Below are 21,400 nucleotides of genomic sequence, written 5' to 3' on the forward strand. Positions count from 1 at the left end.
GCCGTGCCCCAGCTTTCGGGGATGTCGTGCATGCGGCGATAGAATTTGGCCCGGTCGTTCATCCAACTGGCGAAGACGGCGCCGACGGCGCCCCACAACTGGTCGTTGGGGTCCTGGGGGAAGCCCTGGCCCAGCTCGCGCTCGACCACGGCCTTGTAGTCGGCGACCACCTTTTCCCAGTCGCCGGCGTCCAGATCGGTGTCGACGGTGACGCCCAGCCGGTCCTTGTGGTCGTCCAGAACTTCCTCGAACAGGTCGTGGCCCAGGCCCAGAACCACGTTGGAGTACATGGTGATGAAGCGGCGATAGCTGTCGAAGGCGAAGCGACGGTCGCCGGACAGGGCCGCTAGGCCTTCGACGGTCTCGTCGTTCAGGCCCAGGTTCAGCACCGTGTCCATCATGCCGGGCATCGACGCCCGCGCGCCCGACCGCACCGAGACCAGCAGGGGATTGCCCGCGTCGCCGAAGCGCTTGCCGGTGATCTGTTCGACCTTGGCCAGCCCGGCCTGCACCTGAGCGGCCAGATCGGCCGGATAGGTCTCGCCATGGGCGTAGTAGTGGACGCAGGCCTCGGTGGTGATGGTGAAGCCCGGCGGCACCGGCAGGCCCAGGGACGACATCTCGGCCAGGTTTGCGCCCTTGCCGCCCAGCAGGTTCTTCATCGAGGCGTCGCCGTCCGCCGACCCGCCGCCGAAGCCGTAAACCCACTGAGTCATGACCGCCGTGCTCCCGAGTCCGCCGTTGTCGCGGCCTGACTAACGCGACCTGCGCGCGAAGGCGAGGCCGGGACCGTAACAAAGCGTGAGCGCACGTTGCGTTCGGACGATCCCTCCACCCGTGACGCGGCGACGGATCAGGATTTGCGCGTCTTGGGTCCCGTGGGCGCGTGGGCCAGGCGCAGAAGATTGGCGGCGCCCGGCGCGCCGAAGGGGGTGCCGGCCAGGATCAGGATGCGCTGGCCCGGCTCGGCCAGGCCGAATTCCACCGCGCTGTTCACGGCGTCGTCGGTGACGGCTTCCAGCGAGTCCGGTTGCTGGCCCAGGCGCGGCTCCAGCCCCCAGACCAGGGCCAGGCGCCGCGCGGTGTCGGGATTGGGGGTCAGGGCCAGGACCGGCTGCAAGGGCCGTTCGCGTGACATGCGCCGGGCCGTGCCGCCCAGGGTGGTGAACACGACCATGCAGGCGGTCGACTGGGCCTCGGCGGCCTTGCGCGCGGCGGCGACCAGGGCGTCGACGTCGTGTTCGTCCATGCCGGCGTGTTCGGCGTCCATCAGGCTGGGCCACAGGGGGTCCTTTTCGACCCGCTCGATGATCCGGTTCATTATGCCCACGGCTTCCAGCGGATAGTCGCCGGACGCCGTCTCGGCCGACAGCATCAGGGCGTCGGCGCCCTCATAGACCGCATTGGCGACGTCCGAGGCCTCGGCGCGGGTGGGGGCGGGGGCGCTGGTCATGGATTCCAGCATCTGGGTGGCGACGATGGCGGGCACGCCGCGACGGCGGGCCGCGCGCAGGATCTGTTTTTGCGCCACCGGCACCTCTTCGGGCAGCAGCTCCACGCCCAGGTCGCCGCGCGCCACCATGACGCCGTCGCAGTAGTCCAGGATGGATTCCAGATCGTTCAGGGCCTGGGGCTTCTCGATCTTGGCCAGGCAGGCGGCCTTGCCCCCGACCAGGCGTTTCAGCTCGGCCATGTCCTCGGCCTTCTGGACGAAGCTCAGGGCCACCCAGTCGACGCCGATGCGCAGGGCGAAGGCCAGATCCTCGCGGTCCTTGGGCGTCAGGGCCGAGACCGGGATGACGGCGTCGGGCACGGCCACGCCCTTGCGGTCGGACAGTTTGGAGCCGCTCTCGATCGTGACCTCAGCCCAGTCATCGGCGCGCTCGCCGACCCGCAGCCGGATGCGGCCGTCGTCGATCAACAGGGCCATGCCGGGGCGCAGGGCCTTGAAGATCTCCGGGTGGGGCATCTGCACCCGTGTCTCGTCGCCGGGCGCCGGGTCCAGGTCGAACCGCATGACGTGGCCGGGCTTCACGGCGATCTCGCCGTCCTTGAACCTGCCCAGGCGCAGCTTGGGACCTTGCAGGTCGGCCAGAACCCCCAGCGGGCGTCGCAGCGCCATCTCGGCGCCGCGCACGGCCTTCAGGGCGGCGGCGTGATCCTCGTGGCTGCCGTGGCTGAAATTCAGACGAAAGACGTCGGCGCCCGCCTGGGCCAGGGCCTTGACCGTGCCGGGCGCGCGGCTGGCCGGGCCGAGGGTGGCGACGATGCGCGCGCGTCTGGCTCTGATCATTGCGAATCCGGAGTGTCAGGGAGAGGCCAGGCTCCTTTGTGACACGAAACCCGCGTGCGTTAAGGCCGGTTCAGCCCCGGAAACACAAAGTCATGGCTACTCGGCCGGATCGACGGCCTTTCTTTCGCGCAGGGCGTGGACGATCAGGGCCAGGACGGCGACGGCCGCTATGCCGCCCAGGGCGTACTCCATGGCGTGCTCGCCGCCGATCATCTTGGCGCCCCGACCGGCCAGATAGCCGGGGGCCAGCATGACCGGCACCCAGATGATGGCCGAGCCGAGGTTGGCGAGCTGGAATTTCAGGTTCGGCATGGCCGTGACCCCGGCGATCAGCGGCACGAAGGCCCGCACCGGTCCCATGAACCGGCACAAATAGATGGAGGCGACCCCATAGCGGCGGAAGAACAGCCGCGCCCGCGCCATGATCCGGCGATGCGGACGCAGGGCGGGAACACGCCAGGCCCGGCCGCCCAGGCTGCGGCCCAGCCAATAGGAGGCGGCGTCGCCCAGCACGGCCCCGCCGATGCACCAGGCCAGGACGGTGGGACCGTCCAGCACGCCGGCGGCGATCAGCCCGCCGGCCACCAGCATCAGGGCCGTGGCCGGGAAGAAGGCGCCGATCAGCACCATGGATTCACCGAAGGTGATCAGGCCCAGGACGGGCGCCCCCCAGACGGCGTTGCGCGTGATGAAGTCTCCGAGATCCCCGGCCCAATGCTCCATCAGCGATCCGCCTGAGCCAGACGTTCGTTCATCATGACCGGCGCGCCGTAGCCAAGGGCTTCCAGGCGCGGAGCCTGGGTCGCGGCGTCGCCGACGACGACATAGATCATCTGATCGGTGCGGATGTACTCCTGGGCCAGTTCCTGGATGCGGGACACGGTCATCTCGTCGATGACGGCGGCTTCCCGTTGCAGATAGTCGGCGGGCAGGCCCAGTTCGTCGATGGCGGCCAGGACGCCCAGCTTGGCGCGGGCGGTCTCGAAGGCGCGGGCGCGGCTGCGGCTCATGGCGCTGCGGGTCACGTCCAGGTCTTCGGCGGTGAAGGTGGCGCCGTAGTCGCTCATGATCGAGCGCGCCAACTGGGCCGCCTCCAGCGTCACGTTCGAGCGGATGTTGCTGGTCAGGGTGAAGTCGCCCGTACGTTCGTCGCCGCTGAAGCCGGAACGGACGCCGTAGGTATAGCCCTGGCCCTCGCGCAGTTGCTGGGTCAGGCGCGAGGCGAAGCCGCCGCCGCCCAGGCGATAGTTCATCACCGTGGCCGGATAGAAGTCGGCGTCGCCTCGCCGCAAAGCCGGATAGCCGAACAGGAAGGCCGACTGTTTGGCGCCGGGCACGTCGTAGAAATAGACGCGCGACTGTGTCGGCGCGACCGGCGTCGGGGCGATCGGCCGCACCACGTCACGGGCGGCCCAGCGGGTGGTCAGACCCTCGGCGGCGCGAACCACGGCCTGCCTGTCCGACGGCGAGACGATGCGGAAATGGGCCAGGCCTGGGATCAGGTGATCGCGGTGATAGGCCTTGAGATCGTCCATGGTCAGGGCGGCGACCGAGGATTCCGTGCCCAGGGCGCCGCGCGCCAGAACGCTGTCGGGGCTGTTGGAGACCAGGTCATAGACGCGGCCGGCCAGGGCGGCGGGCTGGGAGCGGGCGTCCTGGATTTCGGACAGGACGGCGGCGCGGGCCAGTTCCAGTTCGGCGGGGTCCCAGCGCGGGCTGACCAGCATCTCCTCGATCAGGGCCAGGGTGGCGGTCAGGTTTCGGTCCAGCGTGCGGCCCGAGATGACGATGCGCTCGTCGCCGACATTGACGCTGACCCGCGCGCCCAGGGCCTTGAAGGCGTTCTCAAGCTCGGCGGGCGTCTTCGTCGCCGTGCCGCGGTCCAGCATCCGGGCGACCATGTTGGCGACGCCGGGCCGGGCCGGATCGTCGAACAGGCGGCCGCCCTCGATCGACAGGTCGAAGGTCGCCAGCGGCGTCTCGTCGTTCTGGATGCCGGACAGCGACAGGCCGTTGGCGACGTCGGCGGCCCACAGGGTGGGCGGGGCCACGACCGGGGCGGGACCGGCGGGCGGTTCGACCGTGCGGTCGAAGCTGGAGGGGGTGCGCGCATAGGGGTGATCGCCCGCGCGTTGGTCCACCGGGGCCTCGGCACCCTGAACGATGGGTTCTTCGACCACCGTGGCGACGGCGGAGTCCGCCAGCGCCAACTGGGCCTGGCCGCGCGGCACGAAACTGGTCGCCACATGGGGCCGGCCGGCGATGTACTGGCGATAGACGCGCATGACGTCCTGGGCCGTGACGGCGCGCAGACGGGCCAGATCGCGGTCGGGGCTGCCGCCGAAGGCGTCGTAACGAGCCAGGGCCGCGCCCTTGCCCAGCACGCTGTCGAGCTGGGCGTAGAAGTCGGCCTCGGCCGTGGTCTTGACCCTTTGCAGGGCGGCGGGATCGACGCCCTGGGCCTCGAACCGGGCGAAGCCTTCGTCCAGGGCGGCCTGGACGGCGTCCAGATCGACGCCGTCGAAGGCGCGGACGGTCAGATAGGCCTCACCGGCGACCTGGCTGTTCTGGGACCCGAAGCCGACCTGGGAAGTCAGCTTCTTCTCGTCGATCAGCACGGCGTTCAGCGGCGCCGCCTTGCCGTCGGTCAGCAGGGTCTGGAGCATGTCCAGCGCCGCCTCGTCGGGATGGCCGCGCTCGACCGTCGGCCAGACCAGGGTCAGTTCGGGCAGTTGGGCGAAACCGTCCTCGTGCATCAGCCGCACGGTCTGCTGCAGCCCGGAGGGACGGGGTTGCGGCGTCGGCACGCCGGAGCCACGCGCGATCTCGCCGAAATATTTCTCGATCCAGGCGCGGGCCTGGGCCGGATCGAAGTCGCCCGCGACGACCAGGGTGGCGTTGTCCGGCGTGTACCAGCGGCGATAGAAATTCTGCACGTCCGACAGGGTGGCGGCGTCCAGATCGGCCAGCGAGCCGATGACCTCCCAGTTATACGGATGATCGGCCGGATAGAGGGCGGACGAGATCACCGCGCCCGTGTGGCCATAGGGCCGGTTGTCGACGCTCTGGCGCTTCTCGTTCTTGACGACCTGCTTCTCCTTGGCGAGCACGGCGTCGGTGACGGTGTTGATGAAATAGCCCAGCTTGTCGGCCTCGGCCCAGATCATCTTCTCCAGCGCGTCATTGGGCACGGTCTGGAGATAGTCGGTCAGGTCGCGGCTGGTGGAGCCGTTGGCGCCCGAACCGCCGATGCGGGCGCTCATGGCGTCCAGCCCGCCCGGTCCCAGGTTCTCGGAATCCAGGAAGAACAGGTGTTCAAACAGGTGGGCGAAACCGGTGCGGCCGGGTTCCTCGCGCGCCGAACCGACATGGGCGGCCAGCACCACGGCGACGACGGGATCGGATCGGTCGATGTGGAAGACCACGTTCAATCCGTTGGCCAGTTGGAACCGCTCGGTCGGCATCAACGGCGGGGCGGCGGGCGCCTCGGTCGAAGCCGCGGTCTGGGCCGAGGCCTGGGCCAGGGCCGGGCCGCAGCCCATGCCGACGACCAGGGCGCCGACGGCGGCGGACAGGAACAGGGTGCGGGTCTTCATGGCGCTCTCCGGCGATGCGGCGGGCACGTTAGGGGCAAGCGATTGCTTCGTCACCGGTCCCGATCATTACCTTTTGAACAGGTCCCGGTCGGCGCGGACGGAGGCGGCGATCATGTCGGTGACGACGCGGATGCGGGCCAGGTTCCTCAAGTCCGCATGGACCACCAGCCACAGGCTGCGCTCCAGATGGACCGCGTCGGGCAGCACCCGGACCAGGCCCGGCTGTTTCGCGGCGATGAAGTCGGGCAGGACGCACAGACCGGCGCCCGCGAGCGTAGCCTGAAGCTGGGCGATCAGATTGGAGCTTTGCACCGAGACGTGAATGTCCACGTCGGGGGCCTGCATATAGTCCAGCTCGGGCGAATACAGCAGGTCTTCGATGTAGCCGACGAACCTCTGGCCGGCCATGTCGGCGCGGGTGCGGATCGGCGGCCGAGCGTCCAGATAGGCCGGGGCGGCATAGAGGCTGAGACCGTAGTCGGTCAGTTTGCGCGAGACCAGGCGGCCCTCGCGCGGGGTCGACAGGGTCACGGCGATGTCGGCCTCGCGCTTGGACAGGCTGAGCACGCCGGAGATGGCGACAAGCTGGATGTCCAGGCCGGGATGCCGCTCGGCCAGGGGCGCCATCAGGGGGGCCAGGACATAGCTGCCGAAGCCTTCCGGCGCGCCGATGCGGACCACGCCGGTGACCGCCTGGTCGGCCTCGCCCAGATCGGCGGCGGCGGTCAGGGCCAGGCTCTCGACACGCTCGGCCGTGGGCATCAATCGCTCGCCGTGCGGGGTCAGGGCGTAGCCTTGCGGGCTGCGGTCGAACAGACGGGCGCCCAGGCCGGTCTCCAGCGCCGCGATGCGGCGGCCGACGGTGGTGTGGTCCATGCCCAGGCGCGCGGCGGCCGTGGTCAGGCGCGCCGTGCGGGCCACCGCCAGGAAGGCGCGCAGGTCGTTCCAGTTGAAGTCCGACACGGCGGTCGCGCCCCTTGTGCAAAAACGCACATTGATTGCGCAGATCATGGCATGGCTAATGCATAAACGCCATGCGATAGCGCCGCTCGCCGAACGACACCCCGGCATTGGAACCCGCGCCATGGCCTTCGACTCGACCGAATACGCCCCCGCCCCGCAGACGACCGCCCGTCTGATCGACGCCGCGCCGGAACCGTGCCCCGTCTGGGCCGCCGAGAACCCGGATCGCGCGCTGGCGCTGTTGTTCGTGGCGCCGCGCGACTGTGACGCGGTCGATGTGCTGACGGCGCACTGAACGCTGCATCATCCGCTTTCGCGGAGATGAGCGGGGCGGTATGGCCCCTTCTTGAATTCTGAGAGGGAGCCGTCCGTGGCCGCCGAGAAACCCCAGACCCACGAGTCCGTCTTCGCCCCGACCGCCGGCTGGCCCGATCCGCTGGTGGTGGCCGAGGCCCTGACGACGCTGACGACCAACGCCGCCGAGGCGATGAAGACGGCCATGGGCCAGGCGGCGGCTCCGCAGGCTCTGCCCTATGATCCGATGACCCTGCCCAAGGCGGTGATGGCCTTCAACACCGCCCTGATGACCCAGCCTGCCAGCCTGTATGAGGCCCAGGCGCGCGCCTGGACCGACTGGACCGCCCTGTGGCGCACCATGGGCGAGCGGATGACCACCGGCGCGGCCGAACCCGCCGCGGCTCCGGCCAAGGGCGACCGCCGCTTCTCGGCCCCGGAGTGGAGCGAAGAGCCGGTCTATGACTGGCTGAAACAGGCCTATCTGCTGTCGGCCAAACAGATGCAGGACCTGGTGGCGACCGCCCCGGTGGACGAGGCGACGCGCGCCCAGGTCGATTTCCTGTCGCGCCAACTGACCGCCGCCCTGTCGCCCGCCAACTTCGCCCATACGAACCCCGTGGTGGTCAGAAAGACCATCGAGAGCGGCGGGCTGAACCTGCTGACCGGCCTGTCCAACGTGCTGGAGGACGTGGCCAAGGGCCAGGGCCTGGTCGGCCGTCGCGCGCCGAACGACTTTGAGCTGGGCGTCAACATCGCGGCCACGCCGGGCGCCGTGGTGTTCCGCAACGACCTGCTGGAGCTGATCCAGTACGCGCCGACGACCGAGACGGTCTATCGCCGCCCGCTGCTGTTCATCCCGCCGTTGGTCAACAAATACTACCTGTTCGACCTGACGCCCAAGGCCAGCTATCTGAAATGGCTGGTGGATCAGGGTCACACCGTCTTCGTCGTGTCCTGGGCCAACCCGGACGAGGCCCAGGCCGGCAAGGGCATGGAGGCCTATGTCGTCGATGGGATCGTCGCCGCCATGGACGCGGTTCAGAAGGCGACGGGCGAAAAGGACGTCGATCTGGTCTCCTATTGCCTGGGCGGCACGCTGACGGCGATGACCCTGGCCTATCTGACCGGCAAGGGTCAGGCGGATCGCGTGGCCTCGGCCACCCTGATCGCCTCGCTGGTCGATTTCGGCGACATCGGCGAATGGTCGGTGTTCACCGCTGAGGAGGACCTGAAGGCCTTCCACCGCTATCTGGACGGCAAGGGCTATGTCGAGGCGCACGATCTGGCGCGGCTGTTCTCGACCGTGCGGGCCAATGACCTGATCTGGTCGTCGGTGGTGACCCACTATCTGCTGGGCGACGAGGCGCGGGCGTCTGACCTGTTGTGGTGGTTCGACGACGGCGCGCGCATCCCCGCCGCCTTCCTGAAGGACTATTCGACCCAGGTGCTGAAGGCCAACCGGCTGAAGGACGCGGGCGGGATCACCCTGGACGGCGTGGCGCTGGACCTGAAGGCGATCAAGACGCCGGTGATGATCGTGGCCCTGAAGGACGACCACGTCTCGGCCTGGAAGGCGACCTATGCGGGCCGGGACTATTTCGGCGGGCCGACGCGTTTCATCCTGGGCGGTTCGGGCCACAACGCGGGGATGATCAATCCGCCCGCTGCGAACAAGCACGGCTATTGGACCCACGACGCCGCGCCCGCCGACGCCGAGACCTGGCTGGCCGGGGCCGAGCAGAAGCCGGGGTCCTGGTGGCCGGAATGGCAGGGCTGGCTGGACGCTGCGGCGACGGACGAAAAGGTCAAGGCGCGCAAGCCCGGCTCGGGCAAGCTGAAGGCGCTGGACGCCGCGCCGGGGACCTATGTGCGGGTGAAATGACCCTGAAGATCCTCCCCCATGCCGATGGGGGAGGGGGACCACGAAGTGGTGGAGGGGGCGACCTCATACACCGGCCGTAGTTCCGCCCCCTCCACCGTCTTGGACGGTCCCCCTCCGCCGCGACGCGGGGGAGGATCAACACCGAGAATCCCTGTACGGAGGATTCCGATGAGCGGGCGGTTTCCGATCCTATATCTGGCGGAAGCGGACCCCGAGGAGGCTGTGCTCTCCTCGGGCGTGTTGGCGCACCTGGTCGAAACCATCGGCCACGCCACCTTCACCGTCGTCGGATCGCCGTCTTCCGCCCCTCTGTTCGCCGACACGCCGCGCCTGAACCGGTTGATCGTGCTGGAGAAGGAAGGCGCGCTGGACTGGATCGGCCTGTGGAACCAGGTGCGCAAGACGCGCTGGGGTCTGGTGGTCGACATGCGCGGCTGCGGCATCGCCAAGAAACTGACCCGTCAGAAACGGGCCGAGCGCGGCGAGACCGAGCCGGGGCTGCACGCCGTCGAGACCGCCGCCGCCGTGCTGCACCTGGACGAGGTTCCGGCGCCGAAACTGTTCATCAGCGAGGAGACGCAAGCCGTCGCCGACGCCCTGATCAAGCCGGACGAGCGGCCGATCCTGGCGGTCGGGCCGGGCGTGGAATGGATGGGCAAACGCTGGCCCGCCGAACGGTTCGCCAAGGTGGCGACGCCGCTTCTGGCCGACGACGGGCCTCTGGCCGGCGGGCGGCTGATGATCGTCGGCGAGGAGATCGAGCGCGATTCCGCCCACACCATCCGTTTCGCCGTGCCGCGCGCGCGGGTGATCGAACTGCAAGGCAAGCTGACGCCGCTGCAGACGGCGGCGGCGCTGAAACACGCCAAACTCTATCTGGGCAACGACTCGATCTGGACCCAGTTGGCGGTGGCGGCGGGGGTTCCGTCCGTGGCGGTGTTCGGCCCGTCGGACGAGACGGCGCGCGGGCCGTGGCGGGGCGCCTCGATCCGAGGTCCCCGGACGCTGGACGAGTTCAAGGCGCTGGACCCGCGCCTGAACCAGGCCATCCAGCATATGATGGACCTGCCGTACGAAAGAGTGTTGAAGGCGGCGCGCAAGCTGCTGGCCGATCAATCGGCCTGAACGGAGTTCGGCCATGCCCCAGACCTATGACCTGATCGTCCGCGGCGGCGAGGTGGCCAATCACGCCGGGCGCGGCCTGGCCGATGTGGGCGTGATCGACGGAAAGATCGCCGAGATCGGCGACCTGAGCCAGGCCTCGGCCGGGCAGGTGGTGGACGCCGCGGGCCTGACCGTCCTGCCGGGCGTCATCGACACCCAGGTGCATTTCCGCGAACCGGGGCTGGAGTGGAAGGAGGATCTGGAGACGGGGTCCCGCGCCGCTGCCCTGGGCGGGGTCGTCGCCGTGTTCGAAATGCCGAACACCGAGCCGAACACCACCGACCCGGACACGATGGCCGACAAGCTGGCCCGGGCGCGCGACCGGATGTGGACCGACCACGCCTTCTATGTCGGCGGCACGCATGAGAACGCCCGCTTCCTGGGTGAGTTGGAACGGCTGCCGGGCTGTTGCGGGGTCAAGGTCTTCATGGGCGCCTCGACCGGCACCCTGCTGGTGGCCGATGACGACGGGGTGCGCGAAGTGCTGAAGCACGTCAATCGCCGCGCCACCTTCCATTCCGAGGACGAATACCGGCTGGTCGAGCGTCGCCCCCTGGCCCGACCCGGCGACTGGACCAGCCACCCCGAGGTGCGCGACGCCGAGAGCGCGATCATGTCGACGCGGCGGCTGGTGGGCCTCGCCAAGGAGACCGGCAAGCGCATTCACGTGCTGCACGTCACGACGGCCGAGGAGATCGACTTCCTGGCCGAGAACAAGGACGTGGCGACGGTCGAGATCACGCCCCAGCACCTGACCCTGACCGCGCCCGAGGCCTATGAACGGCTGAAGGGGCTGGCGCAGATGAATCCGCCGATCCGCGACGCGGGTCACGTCGCGGGCCTGTGGCGCGGCATCGATCAGGGCGTGGCCGACGTTCTGGGGTCCGACCATGCGCCGCATACGCTGGAGGAGAAGGCCCGCCCGTATCCGGCGTCGCCCTCGGGCATGCCGGGGGTGCAGACCCTGGTTCCGGTGATGCTGACCCATGTGGCGGCCGGGCGGTTGAGCCTGGAGCGGTTCATCGACCTGACCTCGGCGGGCGCCCAGCGGGTGTTCGGCACGGCCAACAAGGGCCGGATGGCCGAGGGCTATGACGCCGACCTGACCCTCGTCGATCTGAAGGCCAAGCGGGTTCTGCGCCACGAGGACATGGCCAGCCGCTGCGGCTGGACGCCCTTCGACGGCATGGAGACGACCGGCTGGCCCATGGCGACCATCGTGCGCGGCCGGTTGGTGATGCGCGACAGCGAACTGATCGGCACGGCCCACGGCCGCCCGGTGCGGTTCCAGGAGACGCTTTAAGCTTTGATCCTCCCCTGCGCAGCGGGGGAGGGGGACCGCCGCAGGCGGTGGAGGGGGCGAGTTCAAGCGCCGGTGTGTGGTTCCGCCCCCTCCACCACTCCGTGGTCCCCCTCCCCCGTAAACGGGGGAGGATTTGGGTTCAGCGCCCTTGCAGGATGAAGCCTGCCATGTCCTCGATCACGCCGGGGGCGAGCGGCAGGGTCGGGTCGCGATAGGTGGCGACATTGGCCGCCGGATCGGCGGGCGCGGTCTTCAGCACATGGTTGACGCCGTCCCAGACGACTAGGCGCGCGTCCGGCCGGGCGGCGGCCAGGGCATGGGCGTCGGCCAGGGTGGTCTGTAGGTCGGTCGATCCTTGCGCGACCATCATCGGGCCATGATAGGCGGCGGCCAGGACGGCGGGGTCCAGCGCCAGCCAACTGATCATGTAGGGCTGGACCGAGGGACGGAACAGGGCGGCCAACTGGGGCGGGGCCTCGGTGGTGCGGCCAGCCTCCAGTTCCGACAGGGCGGTTTCGGCCGCCGTGCGCAGATCGGGCGGCAGGGGGGCGGACGCCAGTTGTTCGCGCAGAACGTCGCCCGCCTTGCGGCCCGCGCCGGACAGCAGCACCAGGCCGCAGATGCGCGGATCATCATCCTTGGCCGTGGCCAGAGCGACCAGCGCGCCCTCGCTGTGACCGACCAGCCAGACGCAGCGCAGGCCGGTGCGGGCCAGGGTCTCGTCGATCCACAGTCGGGCGTCGGTGATGTTGTCGTCGAAGGTGAAGTCGGCCTCGTTCGGGGCGGCGGCGGCGCTCTGGGCTACGCCGCGCTTGTCGAAGCGGACGGTGGCGATCCCTTGCGCCGCCAGACCCTCGGCCAGTTTGCGATAGGTCCCGGCGGCGACGCCCAACGGATTGTTCCCGTCACGGTCGGTCGGGCCTGAGCCGGGCAGGATCAGGGCCGCGGCGCGGACCTGGCCCTCGGGCGTCAGCAGGGTCCCGTGCAGGGGCGCGGGCTGGGCCGCGACCGTCAGGCCCGTCTCGACCGGGGCGGTCAGCAACAGGCTGAGACCGAACATCGTCAGAACCGACATGGGGGCGTCTCCTTGGGTTGAGGCTTGGGGATCAGAAGGGTTGGCGGTCGGGATCGTCGCGCCAGACGCGCCAGCTCTCGAACACCGACAGAGCGGCGGCGATCAGGACGGCGCCGGTCAAGGCGTAGAGGCCCAGCGGCTGGGGCGCGAAGGGCGTGGCGGCCAGGCCGGTCAGGCCCAGCCAGAAGAACAGGCGTCCGGCCAGACGGTTGGAGCGGTCCCAGGCCAGGCGGCTCTTGTAATTCCAGGGCGTGCGCAGGCCGACGACCGGGTTGGGACCGACGCGGCCCGCCGTGGCGCCGACGGCGGCCATCAGCAGCGAGACCAGGGCCATCGGCCAGGCGGGCTGAAGCTGGGGCGCGCCGGACAGGCTGAGAACCGCAATCATGATTCCGGCGCCGACGGTGGCGATCAGGGTGACCGCCTGGGCCGTCATCAGGCCGCGACGGCGGGCCTTGTCGTCGCTGCGCGCCACGGCCAGGCCGGTCAGCCCCCCGGCGACGGCGGTCAACAGGCCCAGACCGGCCAGAAGGGCGCCGACCTCGATGCGGCCGCCCCAGCGGTCCACCTGTCCCGCGGCGTTGTAGTGCACGGGCAGGGGACCCTCCGGTCCCGCCAAGGCGACCCAGGCGCCCAAGCTGATCAGGGCCACGGCGGCGGCGCCCGTCAGGCCGTCCAGAAGGCTGGCGCGTTTCATGACTTCTTCTCCACGTCTTCGTTCGTCGCGCGTCCCGTTCCGGCGATGTCCATCAGAAAGGCCATGGCCTCCTCCACCGCCGAAATCTCCAGCCGGTAGCGGATGGAGGCCCCCTCGCGCTCGGGGCTGACCAGTCCGGCGTCCTTCAGGGCGTTCAGATGCCCGGTGACAGTCGGCCAGCTCATGTCGAAGGCGCTGGCGATGTCGCCGGACGCCATCGGCCCCTTGCGCAGCATCTCGATGATGCGGCGACGCACGGGATGCGACAGGGCCTTGAACAGGGCGTTCATAGGAGGAAAGATAATTAGGAAAATAACTAAATTCAAGCTGAAAATCCTTCTCCCCTCGGGGGAGAAGGTGGGCCGCGGAGCGGCTCGGATGAGGGGGCTGTGCAGAGCACGCTGAACGGCCGCCAGCTATTGCGGATCAGGCATCCCCCTCATCCGTCTCGCTGGCGCGAGCCACCTTCTCCCCCAAGGGGAGAAGGAGAATTAGATCGAGAAACTGACGCCGCAGCCGCAGCTCGACGCCGCATTGGGATTGCGCACCACGAACTGGGCGCCGGACAGGTCGTCGACGAAGGCGATCTCGGACCCCGCCAGGAAGGGCAGGGAGACGGGGTCGACCAGAGCCGTCTGGCCGTCGGCGGTGATCGACAGGTCGTCGGCCTGGGCCGTCTCGACCAGGTCGAACCGGTATTGGAAGCCCGAGCAGCCGCCGCCGTCGACGGCGACGCGCAGCAAGATCGGCCGTCCCTCGTCTTGGGCCAATTTCGCCAAGCGCGCGGCGGCCGATGCGGCCAGGGTCAGGCCGTGGCTGTCGCCCGGACGGGAAATCTGGAAGGCGGGGGATTCGACGCTGCTCACGGGTCTCTATATGAGTGGCCGGCGGGCGATCGCAAAGGCCCGCGCCCCATTGAGCGCACCTTGACGCAGACTCCCGCACGCGCCGCCTATGCCGAGACCGCCGACGCCTCGCGCGGCCGTCGCTTTCCCGAAGGGGCCAGCCGCACCCGTCCGGCCTTCGCGCGCGATCGCGACCGCATCATCCACTGCACCGCCTTTCGCCGCCTGAAGGAGAAGACCCAGGTCTTCGTGGCGCATGAGGGCGATCATTATCGCACCCGCCTGACCCACAGTCTGGAGGTGGCTCAGATCGCGCGGTCCTTGGCCCACGCCCTGGGACTGGACACGGACCTGGCCGAGACGGTCGCCCTGGCCCATGACCTGGGCCATCCGCCGTTCGGCCATGCGGGCGAGGATGAGCTGCAGGCCCAGATGGCCGGGTTCGGCGGTTTCGATCACAACGTCCAGACCTTCCGCGTGGTGACCAAGCTGGAGCGCCGCTATCCGGCCTTCGACGGGCTGAATCTGACGTGGGAGACGCTGGAGGGCGTCATCAAGCACAACGGGCCGGTGGCGCACCGGCTGGACGAACCGGCGTGGAAGGCCATCGCCGAATACGGCGTCGCCGGGGGATGGGATCTGCGGCTCGACACCTTCGCCTCGCTGGAGGCCCAGTGCGCGGCCATCGCCGACGACATCGCCTACAACAACCATGATGTGGACGACGGGGTGCAGGCGGGGCTGTTCACCCTGGACGACCTGGCCGAGGTTCCCCTGATCGGGCCGATCCTGCGCCAGGTGCGGGCGGACTGGCCGGGGCTGGACGAGCGGATGGTGCGGATCGAGGCCGTGCGGCGGATGATCGGCGTCATGGTCGACGACGTCCTGACCGAGACCGAGCGCCGCATCGCCGCCGACCGGATCGGGTCCGTCGAAGACGTGCGCACGGCGCGGCGCACCCTGGTCCAGTTCTCGGACGCCATGATGGCCGATCTGGCGGTGCTGCGGCGGTTCCTGTTCGAGCGGATGTACCGCCACTATCGCGTCAACCGCACCCGGTCGCAGGCGCGGCGCATCCTGGGCGAGATGTTCCGCCTGTTCATAGCCGAGCCGGAGGTCATGCCGCCCGAATGGCAGGCTCGGGCGGTCGGCGACGAGGCCAAGACGGCGCGGGCCGTGTGCGACTACATCGCCGGCATGACCGACCGTTTCGCCATCGAGGAGCACAGGAAGCTGTTCACCCTCGACCTGGCCCTCGATCTGTGATTCTGAAGCCGGGCCGGGCGGGTTAGACTGACGCCCCGGACGCGACGATTCGCGGGTCCGGGATTCGATGCGGAGCGCGCCCATGTCCTTTGAAGACGATCCCCGATCCAGAGAGCGCGGCGCCTATACCCCGCCGACCGACGACGACCTGCCGTTCCGCCGGGGCGGGGGCTATGACGCGCGCGGGCCGCGCCGCACGGGCGGCGGCGGCGCGGGCGGCCCGCCGGTCACCCTGATCGTTTCGGCCCTGGTTCTGTTGCTGCTGATCGTGGCGGTGGTGGTCTTCTATCGCGCGGGCGCCCGGTCATCGACCGACGCCCCTCCCGCCGTGGGCCAGCCCGTCGGCGCGATGAAGGTCGAGGCGCCGATCGAGGCTCAGCCGATCGACCCCGAGGCGGGCATCCGCGTCTATCGCGACGGCGAGGCCGCGGGAGAAGAAGTCCCGACCTTCGCGCCGCCGCCCGAAACCCCCTTGCCGCGCCCGACCGCGCCCGTGGCCGCTGCGCCGCCCGCCGCCAAGGCCGCGCCCGCGCCGCATCCGGCGACGCCCGCCGCCCCGGTCGAGAAGGCTGAGGTCCCGGCGCCCGCCGCGGGCGGGTCGTCCGCGGTGCAGATCGGCGCCTTCTCCTCGACCGCCCTGGCCGACCGCGAATACGCCGCCGTCGCCGCCCGCTTCCCCCAGTTCGCGCAAGGGGCGGGCAAGCGAGTGCAGGAGGTGACGGCGTCCAACGGATCGACCGTCTATCGCACCACCTTCACCGGTCTGAGCCGCGAGCGGGCGACCGCCTTCTGCGCGGCCCTGCGCGGCGCCGGGCGGGATTGCCTGGTCCGGTGAGGTCGGCCGCCGTCTACGGCTGTTCGGGCCATCGGCTGACGGCCGATGAGCGCGCCTTCTTCAAGGATGCGCGGCCGTGGGGCTTCATCCTGTTCCGGCGCAACATCGACAGCCCGGATCAGGTGCGCACCCTGACCCAGGCCCTGCGCGAGACGGTGGGCGACGCCGACGCCCCGGTTCTGGTCGATCAGGAGGGCGGGCGGGTTCAGCGGCTGGGACCGCCGCACTGGCCGAAATATCCGCCGGCGAACGCCTATCTGAAGGCCGCGAACGATCCGCTGACGGCGCGCGAACTGGCGCGGCTGGGCGGGCGGCTGATGGCCCATGACCTGCGGGCCGTGGGGATCACCGTGGATTGCGCACCGGTGCTGGACGCGCCGGTGCCGGGCGCCCACGACATCATCGGCGACCGCGCCTTCGCCGACAGCCCGGCCGGGCTGATCCCCCTGGCGCGGGCGCAGGCCGAGGGGCTGATGGCGGGCGGAGTGCTGCCGGTGATCAAACACATGCCCGGCCATGGGCGGGCCTTCGCCGACAGCCACAAGGACCTGCCGGTGGTCGAGACGCCGTTGAAGGAGCTGGAGGCGTGGGATTTCCCGCCCTTCCGCGCGCTCAGCGACATGCCCATCGCCATGACGGCCCATGTCGTCTTCACCGCCATCGACCCGAAACGCCCGGCGACGGTGTCGAACAAGGCCGTGCGGTTGATGCGCGACCGGCTGGGCTTTTCCGGCCTGATCCTGACCGACGACCTGTCGATGCAAGCGCTGAGCGGGACCTTGGCCGAACGGGCGGCGGGCGCGCTGAAGGCCGGGTGCGACATCGTTCTGCACTGCAACGGCGACCTGACGGAGATGCGTCAGATCGCGGGCGTCGTCGGCGCCCTGAAAGGCCAGGCGAAGCGGCGGGCTGATGCGGCGGTGGGCCGTCTGGTGCGCGAGGTCGAGCCGCTGGATGAAGCCGCCGCGCGCGCGCGGTTCGCGGCGATGCTGGCCGGCCGGCTGGACGCCAAGCGCGGGCCGGATGTCGGGGAGGCGCAGGCGTGAGGGGGCGGGCTATACGTCCCTTCCCCCCTTGCGGGGGAAGGTGGCTCGCGGAGCGAGACGGATGGGGGGGCTGCCAGCCTTCGCACAGCAGCCTGCCGATCCGCGTGTCGATCCAGCCCCCCCATCCGAGCGCCTTCGGCGCCCACCTTCCCCCGCAAGGGGGGAAGGAGTGTCCATGACCGACGCCTTCCAGCCGAACCTGGACTTCGCCGCCGCCGACCAGGCCGAGGCGGAAGAGGCCTTCGTCGTCGATCTGGAGGGCTATGAAGGACCGCTGCACGTCCTGCTGGCCCTGGCGCGGACCCAGAAGGTCGATCTGCTGAAACTGTCGATCACCCGGTTGGCGGAACAGTATCTGGCCTTCATCCACGAGGCGCGGCGGCGCAATTTCGCCCTGGCGGCGGACTATCTCGTGATGGCTTCGTGGCTGGCCTATCTGAAGTCGCGGCTGCTGTTGCCGCGCGCCGAGAAGGGCAAGGCCGAAGAACCGCCCGCCGAGCTGATGGCCGCCGCCCTGGCCTTCCGGCTGCAAAAGCTGGAGGCGATGAGGAAGGCGGTGGAGGCCATCACCGGCCGACCCCAGTTGAAGCGCGACGTCTTCACCCGCGGCGACCCCGAGGCCACGGTCATCGTGCCGTCCGACCGCATCGACGCCAGCCTGTACGAACTGATGGCCGCCTATGTGACCCAGAGACGCAAGGAGCAGGCGCGACACTATAATCCGACCCAGCGGATCGAGGCCTTCCCGCTGGAGGCCGCGCGTGACTGGCTGCGCGAGATCATGCCGCGTCTGGACGACTGGACCCCGCTGGACCAGGTGGCGCCGCACGGGGGCGATGAGGGCGGTCCCTCGATGGCCAGCTATGTCGCCTCCACCCTGTCGGCCAGTCTGGAGCTGGTGAAGGAGGGCGGCATGGACGTGAAACAGACGGCGGCCTTCGACCCGCTGTATCTGCGTCGCCGCACCCAGGGACCCGGCGGGGGGCAGCCGATGGAGCTGACGCCGTGACCGATCTGGCCTTCCAGCCTGATGAAGTTGAGATCGAGCGCCGGGTCGAGGCCCTGCTGTTCGCCGCCGCCGGGCCTTTGTCGGCGGCCGAAATCGCGCGTCGTCTGCCCGAAGGGGCGGACGTCGGCGGGGCCATCGCGGCCCTGCGCCAACGCTATCAGGGGCGGGGGGTCGAGCTGGAGTGCGTGGCCGACCGCTGGCGCTTCCGCACCGCGCCGGACCTCAGCTTCCTGATGACCGAGGAGCGGGAGGAGCCGCGCCGCCTGTCCAAGGCCGCGCTGGAGACCCTGGCCATCATCGCCTACCACCAGCCCTGCACCCGCGCCGAGATCGAGAGCGTGCGCGGGGTGTCGCTGTCGCGCGGGACCCTGGACCTGTTGCTGGAGATGGGGTTCGTGCGGCTGCGCGGGCGGCGCCGCACGCCTGGGCGGCCGGTGACCTACGCCACCTCGGATAAATTCCTGGAGCATTTCGGCCTGGCCAGCGTGCACGACTTGCCGGGGGTGCAGGACATGCGGGCGGCGGGCCTGCTGGACCTGTCCATGCCGCCGGGCTTCGAGGTGCCGGACCCCGGCCGCGGGCCGGATGAGGAAGAGGACCTGCTGGGCGACCTCGATCAGGGCAGCCCGGAGTTCGCGCAGGATTTCGTGGGCGAGGAATGAACCCCTTCTCCCCTCGGGGGAGAAGGACGTTACGCCGTCAACGCCCTGGGCAGCTTGAACGCCACCGTCTCACGTTCGCCGTCGTCCTCGACCACCGTGGCGTCGAAGCGGGCGCGGATGGCGTCGATCAGGGCCTCGATCAGCGGCTCGGGCGCCGAGGCCCCGGCCGTGACGCCGACGGTGTTCACACCCTCGAACCAGCGCCAATCGACATGGCCCGCGTCATCGACCAGCCGCGCGTCCCGCGCCCCGGCGCGCAGGGCCACCTCGACCAGGCGGGCCGAGTTGGACGAGTTCTGGGACCCGACCACCAACACCAGGTCGCAGCCGTCGCCCAGCCGCTTGACCGCCTCCTGGCGATTGGTGGTGGCGTAGCAGATGTCTTCCTTGTGCGGGTCGGGCAGTTCGGGGAAGCGGCGTTTCAGCATCGCCAGAACCTCGGCCGTGTCATCGACCGACAAGGTGGTCTGGGTGACATAGGCCAGGGCCGCGTCGCCCGGCCGCTGGAAGGCCTCGGCGTCCCGAGCGGTTTCGACCAGGGTGATGGCGCCGGGCGGCAACTGGCCCATGGTGCCGATCACCTCGGGGTGGCCGGCGTGGCCGATCAGGATGATGTGGCGACCGGCCGCGTGGTGACGCTCGGCCTCGACATGGACCTTGGACACCAGGGGGCAGGTGGCGTCGAGGAACAGCATCTCGCGCGATCGCGCCGCCGCCGGCACCGACTTGGGCACGCCGTGGGCCGAAAAGACCACGGGCCGGTCGTCGGGGCACTCGTCCAGCTCTTTCACGAACACGGCGCCCAGGGCCTTCAGACGCTCGACCACATGGCGGTTGTGCACGATCTCGTGGCGCACATAGACGGGGGCGCCGAACTTCGCCAGCGCGCGCTCGACGATCTGGATGGCGCGGTCCACCCCGGCGCAGAAGCCGCGAGGCGTCGCCAGCCGCACCGTGATCGGGCGGCGGGAATCGGCGGGGAAGGGCTGGGCGGCGTCCATGGCCGCCAACCTAGGGCCTGTGACGCGCGCTCGCCAGCGGCCGTTCGCCGCGCCCTGTTCGGTGAGCAGAAAAGTTCAGCAAAGACAGGATTTTGCGCGCCATCATACTGTCCTTGACCAAACCGGCCCTCGCCTATAGGTTCCGCGCCGAATTCAGACCCCCTCGCGGAGTCGCCTACAGGCGGAATCGCGAGCGCTGAGGCCAACCATGTCCCAAACTCCGGAATCGCGCGAACAGGCGATCGCTCGCCTACAGAAAAGCGCATCCGAGCTTGAGACCCGGACGGCCAGCCAGATCTCCCAGGAGTTGGCTGGACAGAAGGCGGCCGGCCAGGCGTGGAAGATCATCGCCGACCTGTTCGGCGGCGTTCTGGTGGGTCTGGCGATCGGGTTCGGCGTGGATCACTTCGCCGGAACCAGCCCGGTCGGAATCCTCAGCGGGGTCCTGTTGGGCTTCGCGCTTTCGGTTTGGATGGCGTGGCGCACGGCGCGGCGCATCCAGGCCGAGGCGATCAAAGCCGGGGTCCAGCCGCAGGCTGTGCCCTTCGACGACGACGAAGAAGAAGACGCTTAAGGTTTCCATGGCTGATCCGCTTCATCAGTTCCAGATCAAGAAGATCGTGGACCTGCCCGACGTCACCCTGCCGGGGATCGGGTCGGTCGACGTGGCCTTCACCAATTCGCATCTGGCGATGACCATCGGCTTCGCGGTCGTGATCCTGTTCCTCTGGGTGGTCACTTCAGGCGCCAAGGTGGTGCCCGGCCGACTTCAGTCGGTGGGCGAGACCCTGTTCGGCATGATCGACAACATGACCGGCTCGATCATCGGTCATGACGGCCGGAAGTATTTCCCGTTCGTCTTCACCATCTTCACCTTCATCCTGGCGATGAACGTGTTGGGGATGTTCTTGAGCTTCACCGCCACCTCGCAGTTGGCGATCACCGCCACCTTCGCCCTGTTGACGTTCGGTCTGGTGGTCATCGTCGGTTTCGTGAAGAACGGCCTGGGTTTCTTCAAGCTGTTCTGGCCGATGGGGGCGCCGCTGTTGATGCGTCCCGTGGTTGGTTTGATCGAGTTCTTCTCTTTCCTGCTGCGGCCCATCACCCTGATGCTGCGTCTGTTCGGCAATATGATGGGCGGCCACATCGCACTGAAGGTGTTCGCCGGTTTCGTGGCCGCCGCCGTCGTCGGCGCGGCGGGCTGGTTCGGCGTGCTGGTCTTCCCGCTGTCGCTGGGCATGACCATCGGTCTTACGGCGCTGGAGTTCCTCGTCGCCTTCCTGCAAGCCTTTGTTTTCGCCGTTCTGACCTGCATCTACCTCAATGATGTGGTCAATCTGGATCACGCCCACTAAGGGCCGACCCTTCACCTCCTTCAATCCCACCTAAACAGGACTTACGACCATGGATCCTCAAGCCGCCAAACTCATCGGCGCCGGCATCGCGATGTGCGGCATGATCGGCGC

At 69.3% G+C, this 21,400-nt stretch carries 21 protein-coding genes; 11 read left to right on the plus strand and 10 right to left on the minus strand.

Annotated features, from left to right (window positions below; translation table 11 throughout):
* The 5 genes from V7D63_RS10630 to V7D63_RS10650 all read right to left on the minus strand — a co-directional run.
* On the minus strand, positions 1 to 716 hold a 716-nt coding region (locus tag V7D63_RS10630), incomplete at its 3' end, for a PEP/pyruvate-binding domain-containing protein (protein ID WP_333592252.1).
* Between the two features lie 137 nt (positions 717 to 853).
* Positions 854 to 2,293, minus strand: a complete 1,440-nt coding sequence (gene pyk / locus V7D63_RS10635; protein WP_333592253.1) for a pyruvate kinase — start codon at positions 2,291 to 2,293, stop codon at positions 854 to 856.
* A 96-nt stretch (positions 2,294 to 2,389) separates the two neighbouring features.
* Entirely contained in the window at positions 2,390 to 3,016 is a 627-nt protein-coding gene (locus tag V7D63_RS10640; protein ID WP_333592254.1) for a DedA family protein, read from the minus strand.
* Positions 3,016 to 5,889 carry a M16 family metallopeptidase gene (locus V7D63_RS10645; protein WP_333592255.1) on the minus strand — a complete coding sequence of 958 codons (2,874 nt, stop codon included), beginning with the start codon at positions 5,887 to 5,889 and terminating at the stop codon, positions 3,016 to 3,018. Before V7D63_RS10645 ends, V7D63_RS10640 begins: the two co-directional genes overlap by 1 nt.
* A gap of 66 nt (positions 5,890 to 5,955) precedes the next feature.
* Positions 5,956 to 6,900 (minus strand): LysR family transcriptional regulator, encoded by a 945-nt coding sequence (locus tag V7D63_RS10650; protein ID WP_333592256.1) that lies wholly within the window; start codon positions 6,898 to 6,900, stop codon positions 5,956 to 5,958.
* 73 nt (positions 6,901 to 6,973) lie between these two features.
* Here V7D63_RS10650 and V7D63_RS10655 point away from each other — a divergent pair, with 73 nt between their 5' ends.
* The 4 genes from V7D63_RS10655 (at position 6,974) to V7D63_RS10670 (ending at position 11,498) form a co-directional block, all read left to right on the plus strand.
* Entirely contained in the window at positions 6,974 to 7,147 is a 174-nt protein-coding gene (locus V7D63_RS10655; protein WP_333592257.1) for a hypothetical protein, read from the plus strand.
* 75 nt (positions 7,148 to 7,222) lie between these two features.
* The gene (locus V7D63_RS10660) at positions 7,223 to 9,031 is read left to right on the plus strand and encodes a PHA/PHB synthase family protein (protein WP_333592258.1); all 1,809 of its coding nucleotides are present in this window, start codon (positions 7,223 to 7,225) and stop codon (positions 9,029 to 9,031) included.
* 168 nt (positions 9,032 to 9,199) lie between these two features.
* Positions 9,200 to 10,156, plus strand: coding sequence for a glycosyltransferase family 9 protein (locus tag V7D63_RS10665; RefSeq protein ID WP_333592259.1), 957 nt, complete (start codon positions 9,200 to 9,202; stop codon positions 10,154 to 10,156).
* A gap of 13 nt (positions 10,157 to 10,169) precedes the next feature.
* On the plus strand, positions 10,170 to 11,498 hold the full coding sequence (locus V7D63_RS10670; RefSeq protein ID WP_333592260.1) for a dihydroorotase: 1,329 nt from the start codon (positions 10,170 to 10,172) through the stop codon (positions 11,496 to 11,498).
* Between the two features lie 139 nt (positions 11,499 to 11,637).
* Here V7D63_RS10670 and V7D63_RS10675 read toward each other — a convergent pair whose 3' ends face one another.
* The 4 genes from V7D63_RS10675 to erpA form a co-directional block, all read right to left on the minus strand.
* Positions 11,638 to 12,573: an alpha/beta fold hydrolase gene (locus V7D63_RS10675; RefSeq protein WP_333592261.1), complete on the minus strand. Its 936-nt coding sequence runs from the start codon at positions 12,571 to 12,573 to the stop codon at positions 11,638 to 11,640.
* A gap of 31 nt (positions 12,574 to 12,604) precedes the next feature.
* Complete coding sequence (locus V7D63_RS10680) at positions 12,605 to 13,270, minus strand: SdpI family protein (protein WP_333592262.1); 666 nt, start codon at positions 13,268 to 13,270, stop codon at positions 12,605 to 12,607.
* A complete protein-coding gene (locus V7D63_RS10685) occupies positions 13,267 to 13,560 on the minus strand; it encodes a metalloregulator ArsR/SmtB family transcription factor (protein ID WP_333592263.1) in 294 nt (97 codons plus the stop codon). Before V7D63_RS10685 ends, V7D63_RS10680 begins: the two co-directional genes overlap by 4 nt.
* Before the next feature lie 201 nt (positions 13,561 to 13,761).
* The gene (erpA, locus tag V7D63_RS10690) at positions 13,762 to 14,136 is read right to left on the minus strand and encodes an iron-sulfur cluster insertion protein ErpA (protein WP_333592264.1); all 375 of its coding nucleotides are present in this window, start codon (positions 14,134 to 14,136) and stop codon (positions 13,762 to 13,764) included.
* 60 nt (positions 14,137 to 14,196) lie between these two features.
* Between erpA and V7D63_RS10695 the strand changes: the two genes are divergently transcribed.
* From V7D63_RS10695 to scpB, 5 genes are all read left to right on the plus strand, one after another.
* Positions 14,197 to 15,381: a deoxyguanosinetriphosphate triphosphohydrolase gene (locus V7D63_RS10695; RefSeq protein ID WP_333592265.1), complete on the plus strand. Its 1,185-nt coding sequence runs from the start codon at positions 14,197 to 14,199 to the stop codon at positions 15,379 to 15,381.
* A gap of 82 nt (positions 15,382 to 15,463) precedes the next feature.
* Complete coding sequence (locus V7D63_RS10700) at positions 15,464 to 16,216, plus strand: SPOR domain-containing protein (RefSeq protein WP_333592266.1); 753 nt, start codon at positions 15,464 to 15,466, stop codon at positions 16,214 to 16,216.
* Positions 16,213 to 17,262, plus strand: coding sequence for a beta-N-acetylhexosaminidase (nagZ, locus tag V7D63_RS10705; protein WP_333592267.1), 1,050 nt, complete (start codon positions 16,213 to 16,215; stop codon positions 17,260 to 17,262). The genes V7D63_RS10700 and nagZ overlap by 4 nt, the downstream gene beginning before the upstream one ends.
* Before the next feature lie 175 nt (positions 17,263 to 17,437).
* Positions 17,438 to 18,271 carry a segregation and condensation protein A gene (locus V7D63_RS10710; protein ID WP_333592268.1) on the plus strand — a complete coding sequence of 278 codons (834 nt, stop codon included), beginning with the start codon at positions 17,438 to 17,440 and terminating at the stop codon, positions 18,269 to 18,271.
* Positions 18,268 to 18,933, plus strand: coding sequence for an SMC-Scp complex subunit ScpB (gene scpB, locus V7D63_RS10715; RefSeq protein WP_333592269.1), 666 nt, complete (start codon positions 18,268 to 18,270; stop codon positions 18,931 to 18,933). Before V7D63_RS10710 ends, scpB begins: the two co-directional genes overlap by 4 nt.
* A gap of 29 nt (positions 18,934 to 18,962) precedes the next feature.
* Here scpB and ispH read toward each other — a convergent pair whose 3' ends face one another.
* Complete coding sequence (gene ispH / locus V7D63_RS10720; RefSeq protein ID WP_333592270.1) at positions 18,963 to 19,934, minus strand: 4-hydroxy-3-methylbut-2-enyl diphosphate reductase; 972 nt, start codon at positions 19,932 to 19,934, stop codon at positions 18,963 to 18,965.
* A 208-nt stretch (positions 19,935 to 20,142) separates the two neighbouring features.
* Between ispH and V7D63_RS10725 the strand changes: the two genes are divergently transcribed.
* Together V7D63_RS10725 and V7D63_RS10730 are read left to right on the plus strand one after the other, a co-directional pair.
* On the plus strand, positions 20,143 to 20,508 hold the full coding sequence (locus tag V7D63_RS10725; RefSeq protein ID WP_333592271.1) for an AtpZ/AtpI family protein: 366 nt from the start codon (positions 20,143 to 20,145) through the stop codon (positions 20,506 to 20,508).
* Positions 20,509 to 20,515: 7 nt separating this feature from the next.
* Positions 20,516 to 21,289, plus strand: coding sequence for a F0F1 ATP synthase subunit A (locus tag V7D63_RS10730; RefSeq protein WP_333592272.1), 774 nt, complete (start codon positions 20,516 to 20,518; stop codon positions 21,287 to 21,289).
* Positions 21,290 to 21,400 lie beyond the last annotated feature (111 nt).

The organism is Brevundimonas sp. (assembly GCF_036732845.1).
Taxonomy (GTDB): Bacteria; Pseudomonadota; Alphaproteobacteria; order Caulobacterales; family Caulobacteraceae; genus Brevundimonas.

Coding starts and splice junctions, on each gene's coding strand:
- V7D63_RS10675 (WP_333592261.1), bottom strand. CDS start 12,573: ATGTCGGTTCTGACGATGTTCGGTCTCAGCCTGTTGCTGACCGCCCCG.
- V7D63_RS10680 (WP_333592262.1), bottom strand. CDS start 13,270: ATGAAACGCGCCAGCCTTCTGGACGGCCTGACGGGCGCCGCCGCCGTG.
- V7D63_RS10665 (WP_333592259.1), top strand. CDS start 9,200: ATGAGCGGGCGGTTTCCGATCCTATATCTGGCGGAAGCGGACCCCGAG.
- V7D63_RS10700 (WP_333592266.1), top strand. CDS start 15,464: ATGTCCTTTGAAGACGATCCCCGATCCAGAGAGCGCGGCGCCTATACC.
- V7D63_RS10655 (WP_333592257.1), top strand. CDS start 6,974: ATGGCCTTCGACTCGACCGAATACGCCCCCGCCCCGCAGACGACCGCC.
- V7D63_RS10670 (WP_333592260.1), top strand. CDS start 10,170: ATGCCCCAGACCTATGACCTGATCGTCCGCGGCGGCGAGGTGGCCAAT.
- V7D63_RS10730 (WP_333592272.1), top strand. CDS start 20,516: ATGGCTGATCCGCTTCATCAGTTCCAGATCAAGAAGATCGTGGACCTG.
- V7D63_RS10725 (WP_333592271.1), top strand. CDS start 20,143: ATGTCCCAAACTCCGGAATCGCGCGAACAGGCGATCGCTCGCCTACAG.
- pyk (WP_333592253.1), bottom strand. CDS start 2,293: ATGATCAGAGCCAGACGCGCGCGCATCGTCGCCACCCTCGGCCCGGCC.
- V7D63_RS10650 (WP_333592256.1), bottom strand. CDS start 6,900: ATGATCTGCGCAATCAATGTGCGTTTTTGCACAAGGGGCGCGACCGCC.
- V7D63_RS10685 (WP_333592263.1), bottom strand. CDS start 13,560: ATGAACGCCCTGTTCAAGGCCCTGTCGCATCCCGTGCGTCGCCGCATC.
- V7D63_RS10645 (WP_333592255.1), bottom strand. CDS start 5,889: ATGAAGACCCGCACCCTGTTCCTGTCCGCCGCCGTCGGCGCCCTGGTC.
- ispH (WP_333592270.1), bottom strand. CDS start 19,934: ATGGACGCCGCCCAGCCCTTCCCCGCCGATTCCCGCCGCCCGATCACG.
- V7D63_RS10640 (WP_333592254.1), bottom strand. CDS start 3,016: ATGGAGCATTGGGCCGGGGATCTCGGAGACTTCATCACGCGCAACGCC.
- V7D63_RS10710 (WP_333592268.1), top strand. CDS start 17,438: ATGACCGACGCCTTCCAGCCGAACCTGGACTTCGCCGCCGCCGACCAG.